The 19,397-nt window shown below is 71.1% G+C and carries 16 protein-coding genes and 1 tRNA gene; 9 read left to right on the top strand and 8 right to left on the bottom strand.

What is annotated here, in order from left to right; all coding sequences use genetic code 11:
* Positions 1 to 129 precede the first annotated feature (129 nt).
* From AC1DZA_RS10650 to AC1DZA_RS10675, 6 genes are all read right to left on the bottom strand, one after another.
* Positions 130 to 1,056 (bottom strand): endonuclease domain-containing protein, encoded by a 927-nt coding sequence (locus AC1DZA_RS10650; RefSeq protein WP_476772735.1) that lies wholly within the window; start codon positions 1,054 to 1,056, stop codon positions 130 to 132.
* Positions 1,057 to 1,252: 196 nt separating this feature from the next.
* Positions 1,253 to 3,022 carry a M23 family metallopeptidase gene (locus tag AC1DZA_RS10655; protein WP_476772736.1) on the bottom strand — a complete coding sequence of 590 codons (1,770 nt, stop codon included), beginning with the start codon at positions 3,020 to 3,022 and terminating at the stop codon, positions 1,253 to 1,255.
* Positions 3,023 to 3,592: 570 nt separating this feature from the next.
* Positions 3,593 to 4,423 (bottom strand): inositol monophosphatase family protein, encoded by an 831-nt coding sequence (locus tag AC1DZA_RS10660; protein ID WP_476772737.1) that lies wholly within the window; start codon positions 4,421 to 4,423, stop codon positions 3,593 to 3,595.
* A gap of 101 nt (positions 4,424 to 4,524) precedes the next feature.
* Positions 4,525 to 4,606: transfer RNA gene (locus AC1DZA_RS10665), tRNA-Tyr, on the bottom strand.
* Between the two features lie 94 nt (positions 4,607 to 4,700).
* Positions 4,701 to 5,357 carry a PH domain-containing protein gene (locus AC1DZA_RS10670; protein ID WP_476772738.1) on the bottom strand — a complete coding sequence of 219 codons (657 nt, stop codon included), beginning with the start codon at positions 5,355 to 5,357 and terminating at the stop codon, positions 4,701 to 4,703.
* 18 nt (positions 5,358 to 5,375) lie between these two features.
* Complete coding sequence (locus AC1DZA_RS10675; protein ID WP_309974772.1) at positions 5,376 to 5,540, bottom strand: hypothetical protein; 165 nt, start codon at positions 5,538 to 5,540, stop codon at positions 5,376 to 5,378.
* 191 nt (positions 5,541 to 5,731) lie between these two features.
* Here AC1DZA_RS10675 and AC1DZA_RS10680 point away from each other — a divergent pair, with 191 nt between their 5' ends.
* Entirely contained in the window at positions 5,732 to 6,751 is a 1,020-nt protein-coding gene (locus AC1DZA_RS10680) for a LacI family DNA-binding transcriptional regulator (RefSeq protein WP_476762824.1), read from the top strand.
* A 16-nt stretch (positions 6,752 to 6,767) separates the two neighbouring features.
* Here the strand turns inward: AC1DZA_RS10680 and AC1DZA_RS10685 are convergent, their stop codons facing one another.
* Positions 6,768 to 7,916 (bottom strand): ROK family protein, encoded by a 1,149-nt coding sequence (locus AC1DZA_RS10685; protein ID WP_476772739.1) that lies wholly within the window; start codon positions 7,914 to 7,916, stop codon positions 6,768 to 6,770.
* A gap of 123 nt (positions 7,917 to 8,039) precedes the next feature.
* Here AC1DZA_RS10685 and AC1DZA_RS10690 point away from each other — a divergent pair, with 123 nt between their 5' ends.
* The 8 genes from AC1DZA_RS10690 to AC1DZA_RS10725 all read left to right on the top strand — a co-directional run bounded on the left by AC1DZA_RS10690 (position 8,040) and on the right by AC1DZA_RS10725 (position 18,228).
* Positions 8,040 to 10,202, top strand: coding sequence for an alpha-galactosidase (locus tag AC1DZA_RS10690; protein WP_476772740.1), 2,163 nt, complete (start codon positions 8,040 to 8,042; stop codon positions 10,200 to 10,202).
* Positions 10,203 to 10,234: 32 nt separating this feature from the next.
* Positions 10,235 to 11,554, top strand: coding sequence for an ABC transporter substrate-binding protein (locus AC1DZA_RS10695; RefSeq protein ID WP_476772741.1), 1,320 nt, complete (start codon positions 10,235 to 10,237; stop codon positions 11,552 to 11,554).
* 1 nt (position 11,555) lies between these two features.
* A complete protein-coding gene (locus tag AC1DZA_RS10700) occupies positions 11,556 to 12,494 on the top strand; it encodes a carbohydrate ABC transporter permease (RefSeq protein ID WP_476772742.1) in 939 nt (312 codons plus the stop codon).
* Complete coding sequence (locus AC1DZA_RS10705; RefSeq protein WP_476772743.1) at positions 12,494 to 13,420, top strand: carbohydrate ABC transporter permease; 927 nt, start codon at positions 12,494 to 12,496, stop codon at positions 13,418 to 13,420. Before AC1DZA_RS10700 ends, AC1DZA_RS10705 begins: the two co-directional genes overlap by 1 nt.
* Before the next feature lie 133 nt (positions 13,421 to 13,553).
* Entirely contained in the window at positions 13,554 to 15,251 is a 1,698-nt protein-coding gene (locus AC1DZA_RS10710) for a glycoside hydrolase family 13 protein (protein WP_476772744.1), read from the top strand.
* A gap of 128 nt (positions 15,252 to 15,379) precedes the next feature.
* Positions 15,380 to 16,837, top strand: a complete 1,458-nt coding sequence (locus tag AC1DZA_RS10715; protein ID WP_476772745.1) for a hypothetical protein — start codon at positions 15,380 to 15,382, stop codon at positions 16,835 to 16,837.
* A gap of 199 nt (positions 16,838 to 17,036) precedes the next feature.
* A complete protein-coding gene (locus AC1DZA_RS10720; RefSeq protein WP_159600749.1) occupies positions 17,037 to 17,525 on the top strand; it encodes a YajQ family cyclic di-GMP-binding protein in 489 nt (162 codons plus the stop codon).
* A gap of 10 nt (positions 17,526 to 17,535) precedes the next feature.
* Complete coding sequence (locus AC1DZA_RS10725) at positions 17,536 to 18,228, top strand: NUDIX domain-containing protein (RefSeq protein WP_476772746.1); 693 nt, start codon at positions 17,536 to 17,538, stop codon at positions 18,226 to 18,228.
* A 41-nt stretch (positions 18,229 to 18,269) separates the two neighbouring features.
* Here AC1DZA_RS10725 and AC1DZA_RS10730 read toward each other — a convergent pair whose 3' ends face one another.
* Positions 18,270 to 19,322, bottom strand: coding sequence for an alpha/beta hydrolase (locus tag AC1DZA_RS10730; RefSeq protein ID WP_476772747.1), 1,053 nt, complete (start codon positions 19,320 to 19,322; stop codon positions 18,270 to 18,272).
* Positions 19,323 to 19,397: the final 75 nt, after the last annotated feature.

Genomic DNA, 19,397 nt, shown 5'->3' on the forward strand with positions numbered 1-19,397 from the left:
CCCGCTCGCCGCGCCGCGCCACCCCGCCCGCTCGCCGCTCGCCGCGCCGCGCCACCACGCCCGCTCGCCGCGCGGAAATGCATGAGAATCCACCATTCGACCGCCCGCGGCGGCACATCAGTCGGAATCTCATGCGTTTGCTGCAACCCGCACCGCCGAGGACGCCGGAATCGCGGCGTACGGACCGCGTCCCGACCAGAGATGCTCGTTCCGCCCCACCAAGGCGAGGATGCCCGCACGTGTCCGCTCCCACTCGTGCACGACCTGCCGGTAGCTGAGTCGGAGGACCAGGTATCCGCGCGTCACGAGTTCGAAGTCACGTCGCCGATCCTCGTCGAACGCGGTGCCGGTGTGGAACGCTCTCCCGTCGACCTCGATGACGAGCCGGTCGCCGACGAGAACGTCCACCCGGCCCACGCCGTCGATAGTGACCTGCGCCCGGTGCCGGATCCTGCGTGAACGAAGAAAGAGCCGGACAGCGGTTTCGATACCCGACTGAGCGTCGGGATCCGCCCGATCGAGCAGCCGGCGCCTCGACGGCGGCATCCAGTCGCGGATGAGATCGAGATGCTGCAACGTCAGGGTTCCCGTGTCCAACGCGGAATCCACCGAAGCGATGGCCCTCCCGACGTCCGTGCACGCGAACATCTCGGCCAGCGCGACCGTGAGTGGATCGACTGCACGATCGAACGGGCCTCGGCGACTGTAGTGGACGCAGACGCCGTCGCGGACTCGATCGAGCGGCTGGCTACGGTCGTGCGGCGCGAAGAGTCGACCGGTCGAGTACCGGACTCGCACGTGAAGACGTGGATCGTCGGCCACCCACAGGCCGCGCACGCGTGCGACTGTCGCTGCGGTCGCCACTCCGCCGACCCGAACCGCCCGCACGACATCTGATGGCGCGTCGGGCGTCGCGAACCAGCCGCTCCGGACGCGAACCACTCCACCGCGTCGGAGTGCGCGGTCGACGTCGACAGAGCTGCATCCGGCAGCATCCAAGGCGGCTCGTGCGACAACGCCGCCCTGCTCGCGTATCACCCGGGTCACCGATTCCACGGAGCCGAGTGTGCCGCCTCCACGGCTCGGGTGGGGACCCGGACTGTGATCTGTGGAGAACCGCGACGGCGTGGGGACGATGGGGCACGACGCATGAGGATCGCGCGGACGCCACGCCTCAGCAGCGCAACGAACGGATCCTCATGCGTTTGCTGAGGATGACGACGCCGCTGCCTGCGGCGGCGGGGCGGACGCGTCAGTTCGTGTTGGCGTAGAGCCACTCGAGCGGGTCGACCTTGGTGCCGTCGACGCCGCCGAGGCGGATCTCGAAGTGCAGGTGCGGACCCGTCGACATGCCGGTGTTGCCGGTCTTGCCGATGACGTCGGCGACGTGCACGGTGTCGCCGGCCTCGAAGCGCCGCGATCCCTCGATCATGTGGGCGTAGACGCTCGTCACGAGCTCGCCGTCGATGATGTGGTCGATCATCATGACGACGCCCAGCGACCCGCCCGAGTCGGTCGAGACCGCGACGGTGCCGTCGGCGATCGCCTGGATCTCGGCGCCGTAGCCGGGGTTGAAGTCCTGGCCGCCGTGGTCCTCCGAGCAGCCCGCGCAGTTGCGGTAGCCGAAGTGGTCGCCGATGTGCACGCCGACCGCGAACGGCCACTGGATCGTGCCGGCCGGATTGTTGGTGAAGTCCGCCTCGGCGCGGATGCCGGCGGCCTGCGCGTACTCCTGGATGGTCTGGTGCTCGTAGCCCTCGCGCTCGACGGTCTGTGCGACCACGTTGCCGTCGATCGTCACGCTCTGCCCACCACGGTCGCCGCCGTTCGCGCTCGCCATGGCCATCGCCTGCACGTCGGCGGGCGAGAGCAGCGAGAGCGACGGGATCGTCGTCGCGACGGCGAGCATCGCCACGAAGCTCATCGCCACCACGCTCGCGATGCGACGGCCGCCGCGCCGCTTCGGCGACGATGCAGGGCCGGATGCCGCGGCGCGCGCCGTGCCGGGGCCCGACGCCTGCGGTGCCGACCGCCGGGTCGGGGCGGCCGCGCTCACGAGATCACGACGCGAGACCGGGCCCGCCGGTGCCGGCGACGTGCCGGGAGCACTCCGGTCGGGCGCGGAGGCTGCACCGGGGTCGACTCGCGGCGGGGCGCTCGGAGCGAACCCGAGCAGGTCGGACGCGGGCGTCACCTCGGCGGGCAGGCCACGCGATGCGCGGCGGGACGACGGGGTGGCGGCGGACGGTGCGGCCAGGTCGAAGGCGAGCGATGCGGGAACGACGGATGCCGCGGCCGGGCGGGGCTCGTCGGTGGGCCGTGCCCCGGCCGCGGCCGAGATGGCGGCGGCGAAGCCGGAGGCCGCGCCCGCGACGGCGCCCGAACCGGCTCCGAGGGCTGAAGCAGCGCCCGCTGGGGAACCCGGGCGCACCGCGGCGGCGGCGCTCGCGGGTCCACCCGAAATCAGGAAGGCGAGGTCGTCGATGGGCTCGGTCGGTGCGGGCGTGCTGCCCGTTCGGCGCGGGCCGACCGGCATCGGCGGCTCCGCGCTCGAACGGCGTGCGGCCTTCGACTTGCCCTTGGCGGCCTTCGCCGACTTGGCGGCCTTCGCCGACTTGCGGTCGGTCCGGGACTCCCGCGGCGACGACGCGGCGCGGCGGGAACGGCCACCGTCCGAGGCCTCATCCGAAGCCCCGGCCTCCTCATCGCCGAGCCCCGCGAAGAGGTCGTCGAACCCGGCTCCGCCACGACGGGAGGGGGCGCGATCGGTGTCGGCGCCGGAAACGGCGAAGGCCGAGCTCGGACCGCCGGGGCGGTCGGCCTGCTCGGCCTCGGTGGTGCGGGTGTCGATCGTGGGAGCGGAACGTCGGGGTGTCGGGGTCGGATGAGCGACGGCGGGCTGGGCCGCCGGCGTCGCCGCGGCATCCGAGAGGCCGAAGATGGCGTCGAAGCCTGGCCGCTCGGCCTGCGGAGCGACCGGATGCTGCCCGGCAGCGGCAGCGGCCGGCGCAACGGGAGCCACGTGATGCTGCGCCGCAGCCGCAGGGGCCACAGGAGCCACCGGATGCTGCGGAGGGCCGACATGCACGGCCGAGGGGGCGGCGGGGACAACCGCAACCTGCTGCCCGAAGGCGGCGGCCGGAGCCCAGGCCGCCGGTGCGGCCTGCTGAGGCCAACCCGCGTGGTGCGCGGACGCATCGGACGCCGAAGCCGGCGCTGTCCCGGCATCACCGGCACCACCGGCGCCACTGGCACCGCTCGCCCACTGCGCGGCCGTCGCGGCCGACTCGAGACGAAGGGCCTCGGCGGTCTCCCGTTCGCGCAGCTCCCGGCGGGTCAGGGGTCGCTCGGCACGCAGGGGGACCTGAGTGCCTGGCGTGGAACCGTCGGGCACGAGGGGGGACTCGAGCACGTGGAGGATGACCTTCGGCGTAGGGGCGGAGATGGACAGGGAGGTGAGCATCCCGACCGGACGTCGGCGAGATAACGGGTTGGTAAAGACTAACCGTTCTCAGCGGCGATCGCCACGCGGGACCGAGCGATCCGTCGGGCCATCGGGGTCTTCACCGCGGCATCCGCGGAATGACCGGGCTTACGCGTCGAGACCCGCGGCGCGAAGGGCCGCGGTGAGCTCCTCGTAGAGGCCGGGAGCGGCGGCGACGAGCAGCTCGGTGCTCTCCCGGCCACCCCTGGGTCCCGCGACATGGGCCCCGGCCTCGCGCGCGATGAGGGCGCCCGCGGCGTGATCCCACGCGTTGAGGCCGCGCTCGTAGTAGGCGTCGATGCGCCCGGCGGCGAGCGAGCAGAGGTCGAGGGAGGCGGCCCCGATGCGGCGGATGTCCCGCACCTGGGGCAGCAGCTCGTTGACCACCGCCGCCTGCGCGCGGCGACGTTCGGCCGAATACGAGAAGCCGGTGGCGACGAGGGCGGCCGGCAGCGCGACCCCCGCGTTGACCGCGAGCTCGCGTCCGGCGAGGCGGGCTCCCCCGCCGGCCGTGGCCTCGAACGTCTCGCCCGACACGGGGTTCACGACGACGCCCGCGAGCGTGGTGCCGCTGACGTCACTGCCGGCCGCGCCCTCGACGACGGCGATGCTGACCGCCCAGGCGGGGATGCCGTAGAGGAAGTTGACGGTGCCGTCGATCGGGTCGACGACCCAGTCGAGGCCGCTCGTGCCGACATGGGTGGCGTCCTCCTCGCCGACGATGCCGTCGTCGGGTCGCGCATCGAGGATGAGCGAGCGGATGAGCGCCTCGGTGTCCCGGTCGACCGCGGTCACGATGTCGGTCGGGCTCGACTTCGTGGCCGCGACGCTGACCCCGGCGCGACGGGCGGTGAGCGCGAACTCCGCGGCCCGTACGGCGATGTCGCGGGCGAGGTCGAGCAGGGCGGTGTTGGCTCCGGATGCGTCGTGCTGGCTCATGTCCATCACGCTACGACACCCGCCCGGCGTGGTCGCGGGCATGACGTCGATCGGTGAGCCCCCGGAACGACGAAAGCCCCGGATCACCGGGGCTTCGAACGTGGCGAGTGAGGGATTCGAACCCCCGAAGTCGTAGACAGCTGATTTACAGTCAGATCCCTTTGGCCGCTTGGGTAACTCGCCATTCGCACCCGACCGCGTTCTGCACACAACCGGGGGCCTGTCAAGGATACCCGCGAGGTGGCGTGTCGTGAAATCGGCGCCGGCGCCCGGCTGATCAGCCCTCCGACCGCCACCACGGCAGGTCGATCGGTGCCGTCTGCGTCGACGTCACGTCCTGCGTATCAGCGTACGGATCGCGGTACGGCTCGTAGCGCGGTTCACCCGAGGCGGTCGGCTGATCCACCGTCCGATTCAGCGGTCGCCCGCCGCTGCCACGCAGGCCCGAGCGCTGGATGACGCGCTGGATCGTGAGCCCGCGCTGCGTGGGCGAGCCGACGAACCGGATCTCGCGGAGGCCCTGCTCCTGCGCGGCGGACTCGAACACGAAGTGCCCGTAGTTGAAGATGCGGCCGAGGATCGGCGTGTGCACCGAGATGTCGAGGATTCGCGAGATCGGCATGGTCGCCACGTGCTGCGACAGGATGCCGTGCACGCGGAACACGCGCATGTTCGTGACGACGAAGCGGTCCATGCGCGCGCCGATGATGCGCCACATGGCGTGCAGCAGCAGCGCGAGGCCGCCGAGCAGCGGCAGCCAGTAGCCGCCCGCCGGGAGCCACAGCAGCAGCGCCATCACCGGGATGATCGCGAGCAGCTCGAGGATGGGGCCGAAGATCGCCGCCCAGTGCTTGGTGACCTCGTCGACGATGACCTCGCCCTCGTCGGCGATCAGGTAGCGCTCGACGCGCGGATCGAGGAACAGCACGCTCACGGGATCACGCTCATCGGGTCAGGTGGCGAGCTTGGTGAAGAACGTGCCGACGGCCTCGACGCCGGTCCAGACGGCGCCGACGGCACCCTCGACGGCGGTCGCGGCATCCTCGGGCCTGGTGATCAGGTAGAAGAAGGCGAAGACCACGACGAGCGCGATCACGATTCGCTTGACCCACTTCACGCGTTCGTTCCCTTCGACGAGCACAGTGGGCAAGCCGCCCCCCGGTGGGCCGACCCAAGACAAAGACAGGCTCTTGTCTATCGCACGACGGCGCTCGGCGGGAGTCCTCCGCTCGGCGCGGCGCGTCCGAACGGTAGGATTTCCCCGATCGGCCTGGCCGGGAGGACTCGGCATCGCCGGGAATGGGAGCCATGGCCGGCATCGAAGAGGTCGCGAAGCTCGCGGGGGTCTCCACCGCGACCGTCTCACGTGCGCTCAGCGGCCGGGGCCACGTCTCGCCCGCCTCGAAGGCGAAGGTCGTCGAGGCCGCCGCGCGGCTCGGCTACGTCGTCTCGTCGAACGCCTCGAGCCTCGCCTCGGGCCGCACCCGCAACATCGGCGTGGTGATCCCGTTCCTCAACCGCTGGTTCTTCTCGTCGGTGCTCGAGGGCGCCCAGCAGGAGCTGCTGCGCAGCGGCTACGACCTCACCCTCTACAACCTGTCGGGCGACGGCCGCGAGCGGGCGAGCGTGTTCGAGCACTTCCTGCTGCGACAGCGGGTCGACGCGGTGATCGCCGTGTCGCTCGAGCTCACCGAACCCGAGGTGGCACGGCTGCACGAGCTCGGCAAGCCCCTCGTCGGCGTCGGCGGGCCGATCCCCGGGGTGCGCACGCTCACGATCGACGACGCCGCGGTCGCCCGACTCGCGACCGAGCACCTCATCGCGCTCGGGCACTCACGCATCGCCCACATCGGCGGCGACCTCGAGTTCGACCTCGACTTCCACCTGCCCACCAACCGCCGCATCGGCTACGAGGGCGCGCTCGCCGACGCGGGCATCGAGCTCGATCCGCGCCTGTTCGCCCCGGCCGACTTCACCATCCGCGGCGGCTACCACGCGGCCAAGCAACTGCTGGGGGTGCCGCACGATCGGCCCACGGCGATCTTCGCGGCATCCGACGAGATGGCGATCGGGTCGATCCTCGCCGCGCGCGACCTCGGACTCTCCGTGCCGCGCGACGTGTCGATCATCGGCATCGACGACCACGACCTCGCCGACTTCTTCGGCCTCTCGACGGTCGCGCAGTTCCCGCGCCTGCAGGGCGAGAAGGCGGTCGAGATCCTCATGGAGCAGCTCGAGCCCGAGGCGGATGCCCCGGCGCCGGCCGCGACGCCCCTCCCCTACGAGCTGCGCGTCCGTTCCTCCACGGCCCGGCCGCCCGAGCGCTGAGCCGCCCGACGACGACTCAGGCCGGCAGCCGCAACCGCCCGAGCGCGGCCTGGATCGCGACGGCCGCGGCGCCCCGCGCCCAGGACACGAAGCCGGCGTCGTCGACGGACACCTCGACAGGTGTCGCCTCGGGGTCGCGGTCGGCGGCGAGCGCGGCGAGCGCGTCGTCGCCTGCGACGTTCCACAGCGCCATGCCCTCGCCCGAGAGCACGATCGTGTCGACCATGGCCAGGTTGGCGATGAGCGCCATCATGCGTCCGAGGGCACGGCCCGCGGCGGTCGTGATCGAGACGGCGAGCGGATGCCCGTCCGCGGCCAGCCGCAGCACCTCGTCGTAGTCCACCTCGTGCCCGAGCGCGATGCCGAGCTGCGCGGTGATGCTCGGGATGGAGAGCATGGCGCCGGAGCATCCGCGATGCCCCTCGGGGCACATCGGGCCGTTGGGGTCGAGCGGCAGGTGGCCCCCGAGGCCGAGGCCCGAGTCGGGCGTGGCGATGACCCGGTCGTGCACCACGAGCCCGTACCCGACGCCGGCGCCGATCGTCACGACGGCGAAGGAGTCGCGTCCGCGCACGGCGCCGAACCACTGCTCGGCGGTGGTGAGCGCGGTCACGTCGTTCTCGACGGTGACGGGCACGCCGACGCGTGCTTCGAGCAGGTCGGCGAGTGCCACGTCGCGCCATCCGAGGAACGGCGCCCGCGTCACGATGCGCTCGCCGGCGACGTTGCCCCCGATGCTCACTCCGACGCCGCCGAGGTCGCCTCCGCCGGCGTCGCGGAGCTCGGCGACGACGTCGGCGAGCACCCGCACGACGCCGTCGACGTCGTGGCCCTCGAGTGATCGCTCCGCGGTCGCCACCTCGCCGGCCCGCAGGTCGGTGACGGCGCCGAACACGTGGTCGCCGGTGACCTTCATGCCGACGAAGCGACTGGTGTCGACGGCGACGTCGAGCGGGCGCGCCGGTCGCCCGATCGACCCCTGCACGGTCTCGGATGCCTCGACCAGGAGTCCGCGATCGAGGAACGGCTTGCTGAGCCGGGTGAGGCTCGCCGGCGAGAGCCCGAGCCGTCGGCCGAGTTCCGCCCGCGAGATCGGCCCGTGGATCAGCACCTCCCGCGCGAGGTCGCGGGCCGAGGCGCTCACCTCGATCGGCTGCTCCGCCATCGGTATCCTCCCGTGTTCGTTTCATTGTGGCATGAAGCAGCGACCATCGGCCCTTCGACCAGCCACTGAACAACTGGATCGACCCGGTTGACAACGTAGTTCTTTCTATCGTAGAAAGAACTCATGCAACGCCGCCCCGGTCTCGTCCACCTCCGCAACGGAGGGACCAGCGTCATCCTCGACGCCCGCCACACCGCGCTTCCCGCGATCGTCTTCTGGGGCGAGGACCAGGGCGAGCTCTCCGAGGGCGAACTCGCGGCGGTCGGCACGGCGGCCCTGCCGCAGCGGGTGTCGGGCGGCCTCGACCAGCCGGCGCCGCTCACGCTCATCCCGCAGGAGTCCTCGGGCTGGCTCGGCACCCCCGGCCTCATCGGCCACCACGACGGCCGCAACTTCTCGACCAAGCTCGTCACCGCGTCCGTCGACGTCGACGCGGCCTCCGGCACCGCCGTCATCAGGGCAGCGGATGCCGCGGCCGGCCTCACGGCCACGATCACCGTCGAGGTCACCGCATCGGGCCTCCTCCGCCAGCGCATCACCCTCGAGAACACCGCCGCCGAGCCCTACTCGCTCCTCGCGCTCGCGCCGACGTTCCCCGTGCCGGGCGACCTCGACGAGCTGCTCGACACCACCGGACGGCACCTGCGCGAACGCTCCCCGCAGCGCCACGCGTTCACCATCGGCACGCACGTGCGCGAGAGCCGCCGCGGCCGGCCCGGCGCCGACGCCAGCCTCGTGCTGGCCGCCGGCCGCCGGGGCTTCGGCTTCGAGCGCGGCCTCGTGCACGCGGTGCACGTCGCGTGGAGCGGCAATCACCGCCTCGCGGCCGAGCGCACGCCCACGGCCGAGTCGTTCCTCATGGCAGGCGAGCTCCTGAGCCCCGGCGAGATCGTGCTCGCCGAGGGCGAGGCCTACACCACGCCATGGGCGATCGGATCGTGGGGCGACGGGCTCAATCGGCTGTCGCAGCGCTTCCACGACGACCTGCGGGCCCGCCCGCAGCATCCGTCGCGCCCACGACCCGTGACGCTGAACACGTGGGAGGCCGTCTACTTCGACCACGACCTCGACACCCTCTCGGCCCTGGCCGAACGCGCGGCGGCCGTGGGCGTCGAGCGCTTCGTGCTCGACGACGGCTGGTTCCGCGGGAGGCGCGACGACACGGCCGGCCTCGGCGACTGGGAGGTCGACGCCGACGTCTGGCCCGAGGGGCTCGGCCCGCTGATCGAGCGGGTGCAGGCCCTCGGCATGGAGTTCGGCCTGTGGGTCGAGCCCGAGATGGTCAACCTCGACAGCGACCTCGCCCGCGCCCACCCCGACTGGATCCTCCGGGGCCGCGACGAGCTGCCGGTGCCCGCTCGTCAGCAGTACGTGCTCGACCTCGCCAACGAGGGCGCCTGGCGGTACCTGCTCGAGCGCCTCGACGCCCTGCTCGCCGAGCACGACATCGCCTACCTCAAGTGGGATCACAACCGCGACCTGCTCGAGGCCGGCGCCGCCGACACCGGCCGGGCGCGGGTGCACGACAACGTCGAGGCGCTGTATCGCCTGCTCGCAGCACTGAAGCAGCGGCATCCGGGACTCGAGATCGAATCCTGCGCGTCGGGCGGCGCCCGCGTCGACCTCGGCATCCTCGAGCACACCGACCGCATCTGGACGAGCGACACCCTCGACCCTGTCGAGCGGCTGCAGATCCAGCGCTACACCAGCCTGGTGGTGCCACCCGAGATGATGGGCGCGCACCTCACCAGCCCCACCGTGCACTCGACGGCCCGGCGCGTGTCACTCGACCTCAGCGCGGGCGTCGCGATGCTCGGCCACCTCGGCATCGAGTGGGACCTCACCTCGCTCGACGACGAGGGCCTCGCGTCGATCGCCCGCTGGGTCGACCTGCACAAGCGGCACCGCGCGCTCATCCACTCGGGCGTGCTGGTGCACGGCGACACTCCGGATGCCACGACCGACGTGCGCGGCGTCGTCGCCCGCGACGGGGCATCCGCCCTCTTCACCTTCACGCAGGTCACCACCAGCGTGACCTATCCGCCCGGCCGCTTCACGCTGCCGGGCCTCGACGCCGACCGCAGGTACACCGTGCGGATCGCCGCGGGGAACGTGGCCGATGGACCCGGCCAGTCCCCGCTCCCCTGGGCCGAGCGGCCGATCACGCTCACCGGCCGTCAACTCGGCACCGCGGGCCTGCAGGCTCCCGTGCTGTTCCCCGCCCAGCTCGTGCTCCTCGAGCTGGCCGCCACCGACCCCGCGACGCCCGACGGCTCCGCGGACTGACCACCGCACGCACCAGCGCAAGGAGGCGCACCATGACGGACCAGACCATCCGCCCGGCCCCGCATCGACGGAGACGTGGACGTCGGCGAGGGGTCGCCCTCGCGGCATCCGTCGCCCTGGGCGCCGTGCTCCTGGCGGGCTGCTCGACCCCCGGCGACGGCGACGTCGTGACGCTCGACTTCTTCCAGTTCAAGGGCGAGGCGCTCGAGGACTTCACGAAGATCATCGCCGACTTCGAGGCCGAGAACCCCGACATCAAGGTGGTGCAGAACCAGGTCGCCGATGCCGACACGATCATCCGCACGCTGCTCGTCAAGGACAAGGCGCCCGACGTCATCACCCTCAACGCGAACGGGGGCTTCGGCAAGCTCGCGCAGGCCGGAGTCTTCGCCGACTTCTCGGACGAGCCCGTGCTCGACACCATCAACCCCGCCGTGCAGGAGATCCTCGCCGACCTCGGCAATAAAGAGGGAGAGATCAACGGGCTCGGCTACGTGAACAACGCGAACGGCGTCATCTACAACGAGGCGATCTTCGCGGAGCAGGGGCTCGAGGTGCCCGAGACCTGGGACGAGTTCATCGCCGTCTGCGACCAGCTGCAGGCCGCCGGCATCACGCCCTTCTACGGCACGCTCGCGGACTCGTGGACGGCGCTCCCCTCGTTCAACGCCATCGGCGCGTACCCCGCGCAGGGCGACTTCTTCGACCAGATGCGCGAAGAGGGCGAGAACGTGGGACCCGACTCGTCCGTCTCGTTCGAGAAGGACTTCCGAGAGGCGCTCGAACAGCAGTACGAGCTCTTCGGATACTCCCAGAAGGGCTACCGCGGCAAGACCTACGACGACGGCACCGCCGCGTTCGCGAACGGCGAGGTCGCGATGCTCCTGCAGGGCATCTGGGCGATCAGCCCGGTCAAGGCGGTCAACCCCGACATCGACGCCGCGATCTTCCCCTACCCCACGAGCGACGACCCCGACGACCGGCTGCTCGTCTCGGGCGTCGACGTCGTGGTCACGATGGGCAAGAACACGCCGCACCGGGAGGAGGCGATGCGCTTCATCGACTACCTCTTCGAGAAGGACGTGATCGAGGACTTCGCCGCGTCGCAGAACATGGTGCCGTCGGTCGAGGGGGCGGAACTCAGCGACGACCCGTCGATCCAGTCCGTGAAGCCCTGGTTCGACGAGGGGAAGATCACCGGATTCATCGACCACCAGATCCCGCCGAGCATCCCGCTCGCCGCGATCGACCAGCAGTTCCTGTTCGATGGCGACGTGGATGCCGCGCTCGCCACCCTCGACAGCGAGTGGCGCAAGGTCGCCGCCCGCACGATTCCCCTGACGGGAGAATGACATGACGACACTCACCCAGGCGGTGCGCAGCTCGGCCACGACCGGCGAGAAGCCCGCCCGCGCCAAGCGCGTCAAGCTCGAATCCCGGCGCGCGCTGCCCGCCTACTACTGGATGGTCTGGCCGGCCGTCATCGCGTTCGCCGCGTTCCACACCGTCCCGGTGCTCGTCGGCATCTTCTTCAGCTTCACCAACTACGCCGGCTACGGGGAATGGAACTTCGTCGGGTTCTCGAACTACCTGAACCTCTTCAAGGACGACCGGGTGCTCGCCGCCTACGGGTTCTCGTTCCTGTTCGCCATCGTCGCGACGATCCTCACGAACGTGCTCTCGCTCGCGATCGCCCTGGGCCTGAACGCCAAGATCAAGGCGCGCAACTTCTGGCGCGGGGTCTACTTCGTGCCCTACGTGCTGGCGATCCTGGTGATCGGCTACGTGTTCCAGTTCTTCTTCTCGAACTCGCTGCCGAAGATCCTCGCCGGCATCCCCCTCTTCGCCGACAACATCCTCACCAACCCCGACTGGGCGTGGACGGCGATCGTGGCGCTGGCGGTGTGGCAGGCCTGCGCCTTCGCGATCATCATCTACCTCTCGGGGCTGCAGACGATTCCGGGCGAGCTGTACGAGGCGGCCGCACTCGACGGCGCGAAGCCCTGGCGCCAGTTCACGTCGATCACCTTCCCGCTGATCAGCGCGTTCTTCACGATCAACGTCGTGCTGAGCCTGAAGGGCTTCCTGCAGGTGTTCGACCCGATCGTCTCGCTCACGAACGGCGGGCCGGGCACCTCGACCGAGTCGGTCACCCTGCTGATCTTCCGCGGCGGGTTCACGGGCGGCGAGTTCGCCTACCAGACGGCCAACGCGGTGGTCTTCTTCATCGTGATCACGATCGTCTCGCTCTTCCAATTCCGGGTCCTTCAGCGCAGAGAGGCCGATTTCTGATGACCACGACCACCACCACCCTGGCCCAGGCCGAAGAGGTGCTGCCCGGAGGCGCGACCGGTGCCGGCGCGCCGACGCGGCGCCGACGCGGCTCCGACGACGACGACACCCGTCGCACCAACTGGTGGGCGACCGCACTCATCGCGGTCTGTTCGCTGACGGTGCTCATCCCGCTCTACCTCGCGGTCGTCGTCGCGCTGAAGACGCCCGAGCAGCTCGCCGCCGGCACCGGCTTCGAGTGGCCGAATCCCGTGCGCTGGGAGAACTTCCCCGAGGCGTGGGAACGCACGAACTTCCCGCAGGCGCTCGCGAACACGGCGATCATCACCGTGGGATCGGTCGTGTTCACCCTGCTGACGAGCTCGGTCGTCGCCTACGCCCTGGCCCGCAACATCCATCGGCCGTTCTTCAAGGGCGTCTTCTTCTACCTGCTGGCGGCCCTGTTCATCCCGTTCCCGATCATCATGCTGCCGCTGGTGAAGCAGACCGCACTGCTCGGGCTCGACAACCAGGCGGGCATGATCGTGCTCTATACGATCTACGGGCTGTCGCTGAACGTCTTCATCTACACGGCCTACATCCGGTCGATCCCGATCGAACTCGAGGAGGCGGCGCGGGTCGATGGCGCCTCGACCTGGCGGGTGTTCCGATCGGTGATCTTCCCGTTGCTCATGCCGATGAACGCGACGGTGGGCATCCTCACGTGCGTGTGGGCGTGGAACGACTTCATCATGCCGCTCGTCGTGTTGACCGACCCGGCCGCCCGCACCCTGCCCCTGGCGCAGTACGTGTTCCAGGGACAGTTCAACACCGACTACACCGTGGCCTTCGCCTCCTATCTCATGGCGATGGCGCCGCTACTGATCGTCTACATCTTCTCGCAGCGCTGGGTGATCTCGGGCGTGACGAGGGGCTCGATCAAGTGAGGGCGATGCGGTAACTCCCATGGCCGGTTGGCGGTAACCGGCGAAGAACGGCAGAACAGGCGACGGATGCCTCGACCGCGCGATCGGCGTATCGTGCCGCCGAGGCATCCGAACGGAAAGGACGACCCCGAAGATGACCGAGACCCGACCCACGACGCTGGCACACGAGGCATCCGTGGTCCTCGCGAGTGACCCGAACTGGTGGCGCCAGGCCGCCGTGTACCAGATCTACCCGCGCAGCTTCGCGGACGCGAACGGCGACGGCATCGGCGACCTGCCGGGCATCACGAGCCGCATCTCGTACCTCGCGGAGCTCGGGGTCGACGCGGTCTGGCTGTCGCCGTTCTACCCGTCCGCCCTCGCCGACGGCGGCTACGACGTCGACGACTACCGCGACGTCGACCCGAAGCTCGGCACCCTCGCCGACTTCGACGAGATGGTCGCGGCACTCCATGCCAGCGGCATCCGCCTCATCGTCGACATCGTGCCGAACCACTCGTCGAACCGGCATCGGTGGTTCCGGGAGGCACTGGCTTCGCCGAAGGGCTCGGCCGCCCGCGACCGCTACCTCTTCCATGACGGCGCCGGGCCCGACGGCACCGAGCCGCCGAGCGACTGGAAATCGATGTTCGGCGGGTCGGCGTGGGAGCCGGTGGGCGACGGACAGTTCTACCTGCACCTGTTCGCGCCCGAGCAGCCCGACCTCAACTGGGCGAACCGCGAGGTGCGCGACGACTTCCTCACGACGCTGCGGTTCTGGGCCGACCGGGGCGTCGACGGGTTCCGGGTCGACGTGGCGCACGCGCTCGCGAAGGACCTCACCTATCCGCTGCGCTCGCACGCCGAGCTCGAGGAGATGAAGCTCGTCACCGACGGCTCGCACCCCCTGTGGGATCGCGAGGAGCTCGACGAGATCTACGCTGAGTGGCGCGCCGTGTTCGACGAGTACGACCCGCCGCGCATCGCCGTGGCCGAGGCGTGGGTCGAGCCGAGCCGCCGCTACCGCTACGCGCTGCCGACGAGCCTCGGGCAGGCGTTCAACTTCGACCTGCTGCGTGCGAACTTCGACGCCGACGAGTTCCGCGCGATCGTCGACCACAACATCCAGTCGGTCGCCGTCACGGGGTCGTCGAACACGTGGGTGTTCTCGAACCACGACGTCGTGCGCCACGCCACCCGCTACGGCCTCGCCGACGACCCTGGCCAGGAGGGCGACGTCGGCAAGCAGTGGCTGCTGCACGGCGGGCCGGCCTCCGAACTCGACGCCGCCCTGGGGCTTCGTCGGGCGCGCGCAGCCACCCTGCTCATGCTCGCCCTGCCCGGCAGCGCCTACCTCTACCAGGGCGAGGAGCTCGGCCTTCCCGAGGTCGCCGACATCCCCGATGCCGAGCGGCAGGACCCCACGTTCTTCCGCAGCCCGGGCGTCGAGGTGGGGCGCGACGGATGCCGCGTGCCGCTGCCCTGGACGACGGCGGGCTCGTCGTTCGGGTTCGGCGCCGACGGCTCGCACCTGCCGCAGCCCTCGTGGTTCGGCGCGTTCTCGGTGGAGGCCGAGGGCGCCGATGCCGACTCGACCCTGAACCTCTACCGCCGTGCCCTCGCGCTGCGCCACGAGCTGCAGGGAGCCGAGGAGCTGACGTGGCGGCAGCACCCGTCGGGCTCCGGCGACGTGCTCTGGTTCGAGCGTCCGGGCGGGTGGCAGTCGGTCACGAACTTCGGCTCGTCGCCCGTCGACCTCCCCGACGGTGAGGTGCTCATCACGAGCGCGCCACTCGAGGGCGGCCGGCTCCCCGGCGCGACCACGGCCTGGCTGCGCGTTACCGGGGTGTGAACTCTTCGCTCCCGCCGTTGCCGGCGGTGCGACGAGCCACGTAGTCTGCGAGCCGCGAGCGTCGACGATGGGGGTCGAGGCGCTCGCGGCCGCAGTCGCCCGGCCCCCGCCGCACGAGAGGCAAGGGCATGCACCCACCCATCCGTCGTCAGGGGTTCGGGCTGGCCGCCGTCGCGTCGTCCGCCGCCGCGGTCATCGCGGCATCGTCGCCTGTGTCGCCGGCCATCGCAGAAGACGACGTCACCGTCGTGACCGACTGCGTGGGGTTCGCCGCGGCCATGCAGGCGAGCGGCACGGTCGTGCTCGGCGATTCGATCGGCGGGTTCGAGGTCGAATGCCCGCCCGTCGACCTCGCCGCCGGCGTCGACATCATCCTCGACCTGCAGGACCACGAGATCTACGTCGGCGACACCGTCGAGCCGATCGACGGTGCAGGCGTGTTCGTGCCGTCGGACTCGAGGCTCGTGATCCGCGGCGAATACCACCCATTCGGATCGGGCCTCGCATCCGGGCGCATCGTCGCGGGCGGCGGCACCGGCGCGGGGATCGGCGCCGAGCCGGGCTCCGGCCCCAGCGGGCCCATCGTCATCGAGGGCGGCGCCGTGGAGGGCGTCAGCTTCGGCGCCGCCGGCATCGGCGGTGCTGACGGCGATGCGCACGTCACGATCCGGGGCGGCCTGGTCCGCGGGCAGGTGGCCATCGCCGCCCGCGACGACGAAACGGGAGCCGGGATCGGCGGCGGCCGCACCGGCACGGGCGTCGTCGAGATCACCGGCGGGATCACGACCGGGGTCGCCTGGACCGCGGCCGGCATCGGCGGCGGCACGCACGGCGACGGCGACGTCACGGTGACCATCCCCGACGCCGCCGTTCCGGCGCCCGACCAGCACAACGTGTTCGGCCTGAGCTTCGCCGGTGCGGGCATCGGCGGGGGCATCGGCGGGACCGGCCTCCTCGATCTCGCGGGCGGTCGCATCCAGGCCTCCGTCTATCCCGACCCGGCGGCCACGGGCGTCGGCTTCGGCGACGTCGACGGAACCGGTCACGTGGCGATCGGCGGTCACTCCGAGGTGCTCGTGCAGTCCATCCGCAGCGGCGGGATCGACATCACCGGCGGCTCAGTCGAGGTCATCGACGGATTCGCGGCCGTCGAGCCGCGACCGACCGACGGCAGTCGCGAGCTCTCCCCCATCAGCGCGACGGTGCGCGTGGACGGCGCCGTCCCATCGCCCGGACCGCTCGTGTCGGTGCCTGCGGCGGGCGGCACGCCGAGCGCCTACGAGACCCTGACGCCGAGCGGCACCGCCACGCTCTGGCTCCCACCGGGACCGGCGAAGCTCGCCGCGACCGTCGGCTCGCAGGGCCGCGTCTTCCCCGTCGACGTCGCGCCCGACGGCACCTCTGCCGTGTTCCTCGACTTCACCAGCGCGACGCCGACCCTGCGCGAGCGGGTGATCGCCCGGTTCGCGCAGCTCGCGCGCACGATCGAGTATTCCGACCGCGCGGTCCGCGTGATCGCGCGCGAGTTCGGGGTGCCCGAGTCCACCGTGCGACTGTGGCTGCGTCGCGCCGGGGCGCTTGGGTGAGGCATCCGCTCGCCCGCCCGCGGCATCCGCACGCGGGCCCGCTGCATCCGCTGTGCGCAACGGCGGAGATCCTGTGCGACACGCCGCAGGCCGGGCCCGCAACCCGCCGTGTCGGCGACGAACTCCTCCGTTACGCGCAACGGAGGGGCCGCCGGCGGCATCCGCACGCCGCATCCGACCCCTCGATAGACTGGCGGGCATGGCAGATTCAACGTTCGACATCGTGAGCAAGGTCGACAAGATGGAGGCCGAGAACGCCGTCAACCAGGCGCGCAAGGAGGTCGAGCAGCGCTACGACTTCAAGAACGTCGGCGCCTCGGTCGAGTGGAGCGGCGAGAAGGTCCTGCTCAAGGCGCAGACCGAGGAGCGCGTGAAGGCGGTGCTCGAGGTCGTCGAGTCGAAGTTCATCAAGCGCGGCATCACGCTGCGCTCGCTCGACGAGGGCGAGCCCTACCCGTCGGGCAAGGAGTTCCGCATCGAGATCGGCCTGAAGAACGGCATCGACAGCGAGAACGCGAAGAAGATCTCGAAGATCATCCGCGACGAGGCGCCGAAGACCGTGAAGAGCCAGATCCAGGGCGACGAGCTGCGTGTCTCCTCCAAGAGCCGCGACGACCTGCAGGCGACCATGGCGCTGCTCAAGGGAAAAGACCTCGACGTCGCGCTCCAGTTCACGAACTTCCGCTGAGCGCCCGCGAGTGAACGACGACGCCGATCGGATGCCGCAGCCCGGCGTGGACGTGCCCGATCGCCGTGGCCGCACCGGCCTCGACCGGGTGGGCCGCGACCTCGATGGCAACCCCCGAGTGCGCGTGCGCGACGTGCGCGTGCTCACCTCGAACTGGTACGTGACGCGCGTCACGTCCTTCGACTTCCAGCACGCCGACGGTCGCTGGACCACCGAGGAGCGCGAGACGTACGACCGCGGCGACGGCGCCTGCATCCTGCTGTACGACGTGGCCGCGCGCACCGTGCTGCTCACCCGGCAGTTCCGGTATCCCGCCTACGTCAACGAGCACCCCGACGGGATGCTCACCGAGGTGGTCGGCGGCCTGCTCGACGAGGACGCGGCCGAGGTCGCGATCCGTCGTGAGGCCGAGGAGGAGACCGGCGTCGTCGTGGGTGACGTCGAGCGGGTGTTCGAGGTCTACATGAGCCCCGGTTCGGTGACTGAGCGGCTGCACTTCTTCGCAGCGCCCTACCTGCGTGGCACGGTCGCGCACGGCTCGCGCGCCGGCCTCGCCGACGAGGGCGAGGACATCGAGGTGCTCGAGCTCGACTTCGACGACGCGCTCGACCGCATCGGCCGCGACCTCATCGACGCGAAGACGATCATGCTCCTGCAGTGGGCGGCGCTGAAGGGGCCGTTCGCGGCGGCGGCTCGGGCGTAGCGCCGCGGCATTCACTCGCGGCATCCGCTCGCTCCTTCGCTTCAGCGACCGGGCTCGTACCCGCGCAGCCAGCGCGTGATCGACGCGTAGGCCGCGGCGCGCGCCGGCTCGCGCGACAGGAACACGTCGTGCATGGCCCCATCGATGCGGGCGACCGTGACGTTCGGGCCGAGTCGCACCGCGCGTTCGGCGATCTCGTCGACGACGAGCACGATGTCGCTCGAGCGCATCGCCTCGGTCCACTGCGGCTGGATCGTCGACCGCGCCGACAGGATCGTCAGCACCGGCGCGCCCACGTCGATTCCGGCCGCGACCGTCGCGTGACCGGCGAGGATGGCCGTGAGCCAGGCGGGATGCGTCGTGAACCCACGGTCGGGACGCCACTCGTGCGAGTACTCCCACTCGCCGCCCTGCTCCTTCGACACCGTCCGCGTGTAGAAGCCGAGGTCGACGTTCGGCAGCGGGCCGGTCGGGCGGATGCGTGCACCGAACGTGATGACCGGCGCGAGCGCCTCACGCCCGACCCTGCTGAGCTGGAACTCGAGCCACGGGCTGTTGAGCACCAGCACCGCCGCACGGCCCGGGTTGCGCGCCGCCCAGAGGCTCAACGTCAGGCCGCCCGTGGAGTGGCCCAGCAGGATGAGGGGCCGAGCGGATGCCGCCTCGCCCGCGTCATCCGTCGCGCCGTACCCGGGCGCCCCGTGCCCCATCGCGGCGAGCGCCGCCTCGAGGTCGGCGTCGTAGTCGGCGAGGTTGGTGATGTAGCCCGGCGTCTGCCACGGCCGCAGGCTGCGCCCGTACTTGCGCAGGTCGAGCGCGAAGAAGCGCGCGCCGGCCCCCGCCCAGAACTGCGCGAGCTCGGGGTTGAAGAAGTAGTCGCTCCACCCGTGCACGTACAGCACGTCGGCTCCGGATGCCGCGCCGCGGCGCTGCTCCCACGGCCACGTGAACCGCCCCGCCGTCCGCGGCCGGTACCGCACGAGCGTGGCGACGACCTCACCCTCGTCGTCGCTCCCCAGCGGAAGCTCGAGCTGCTCGAACCCCTCGCCGAGCACGTCGGGGCGCCACCCCTCGTCGCGCTCCCCCTCGGCCACGGCACCTCCCCCAGGCGTCTTGGGTCGAGCCTATCGAGGGGATCGACCGGATCATGCTCCGGCGCCACGCCCACG

It is taken from the genome of Agromyces sp. P2_B3, from assembly GCF_056404815.1.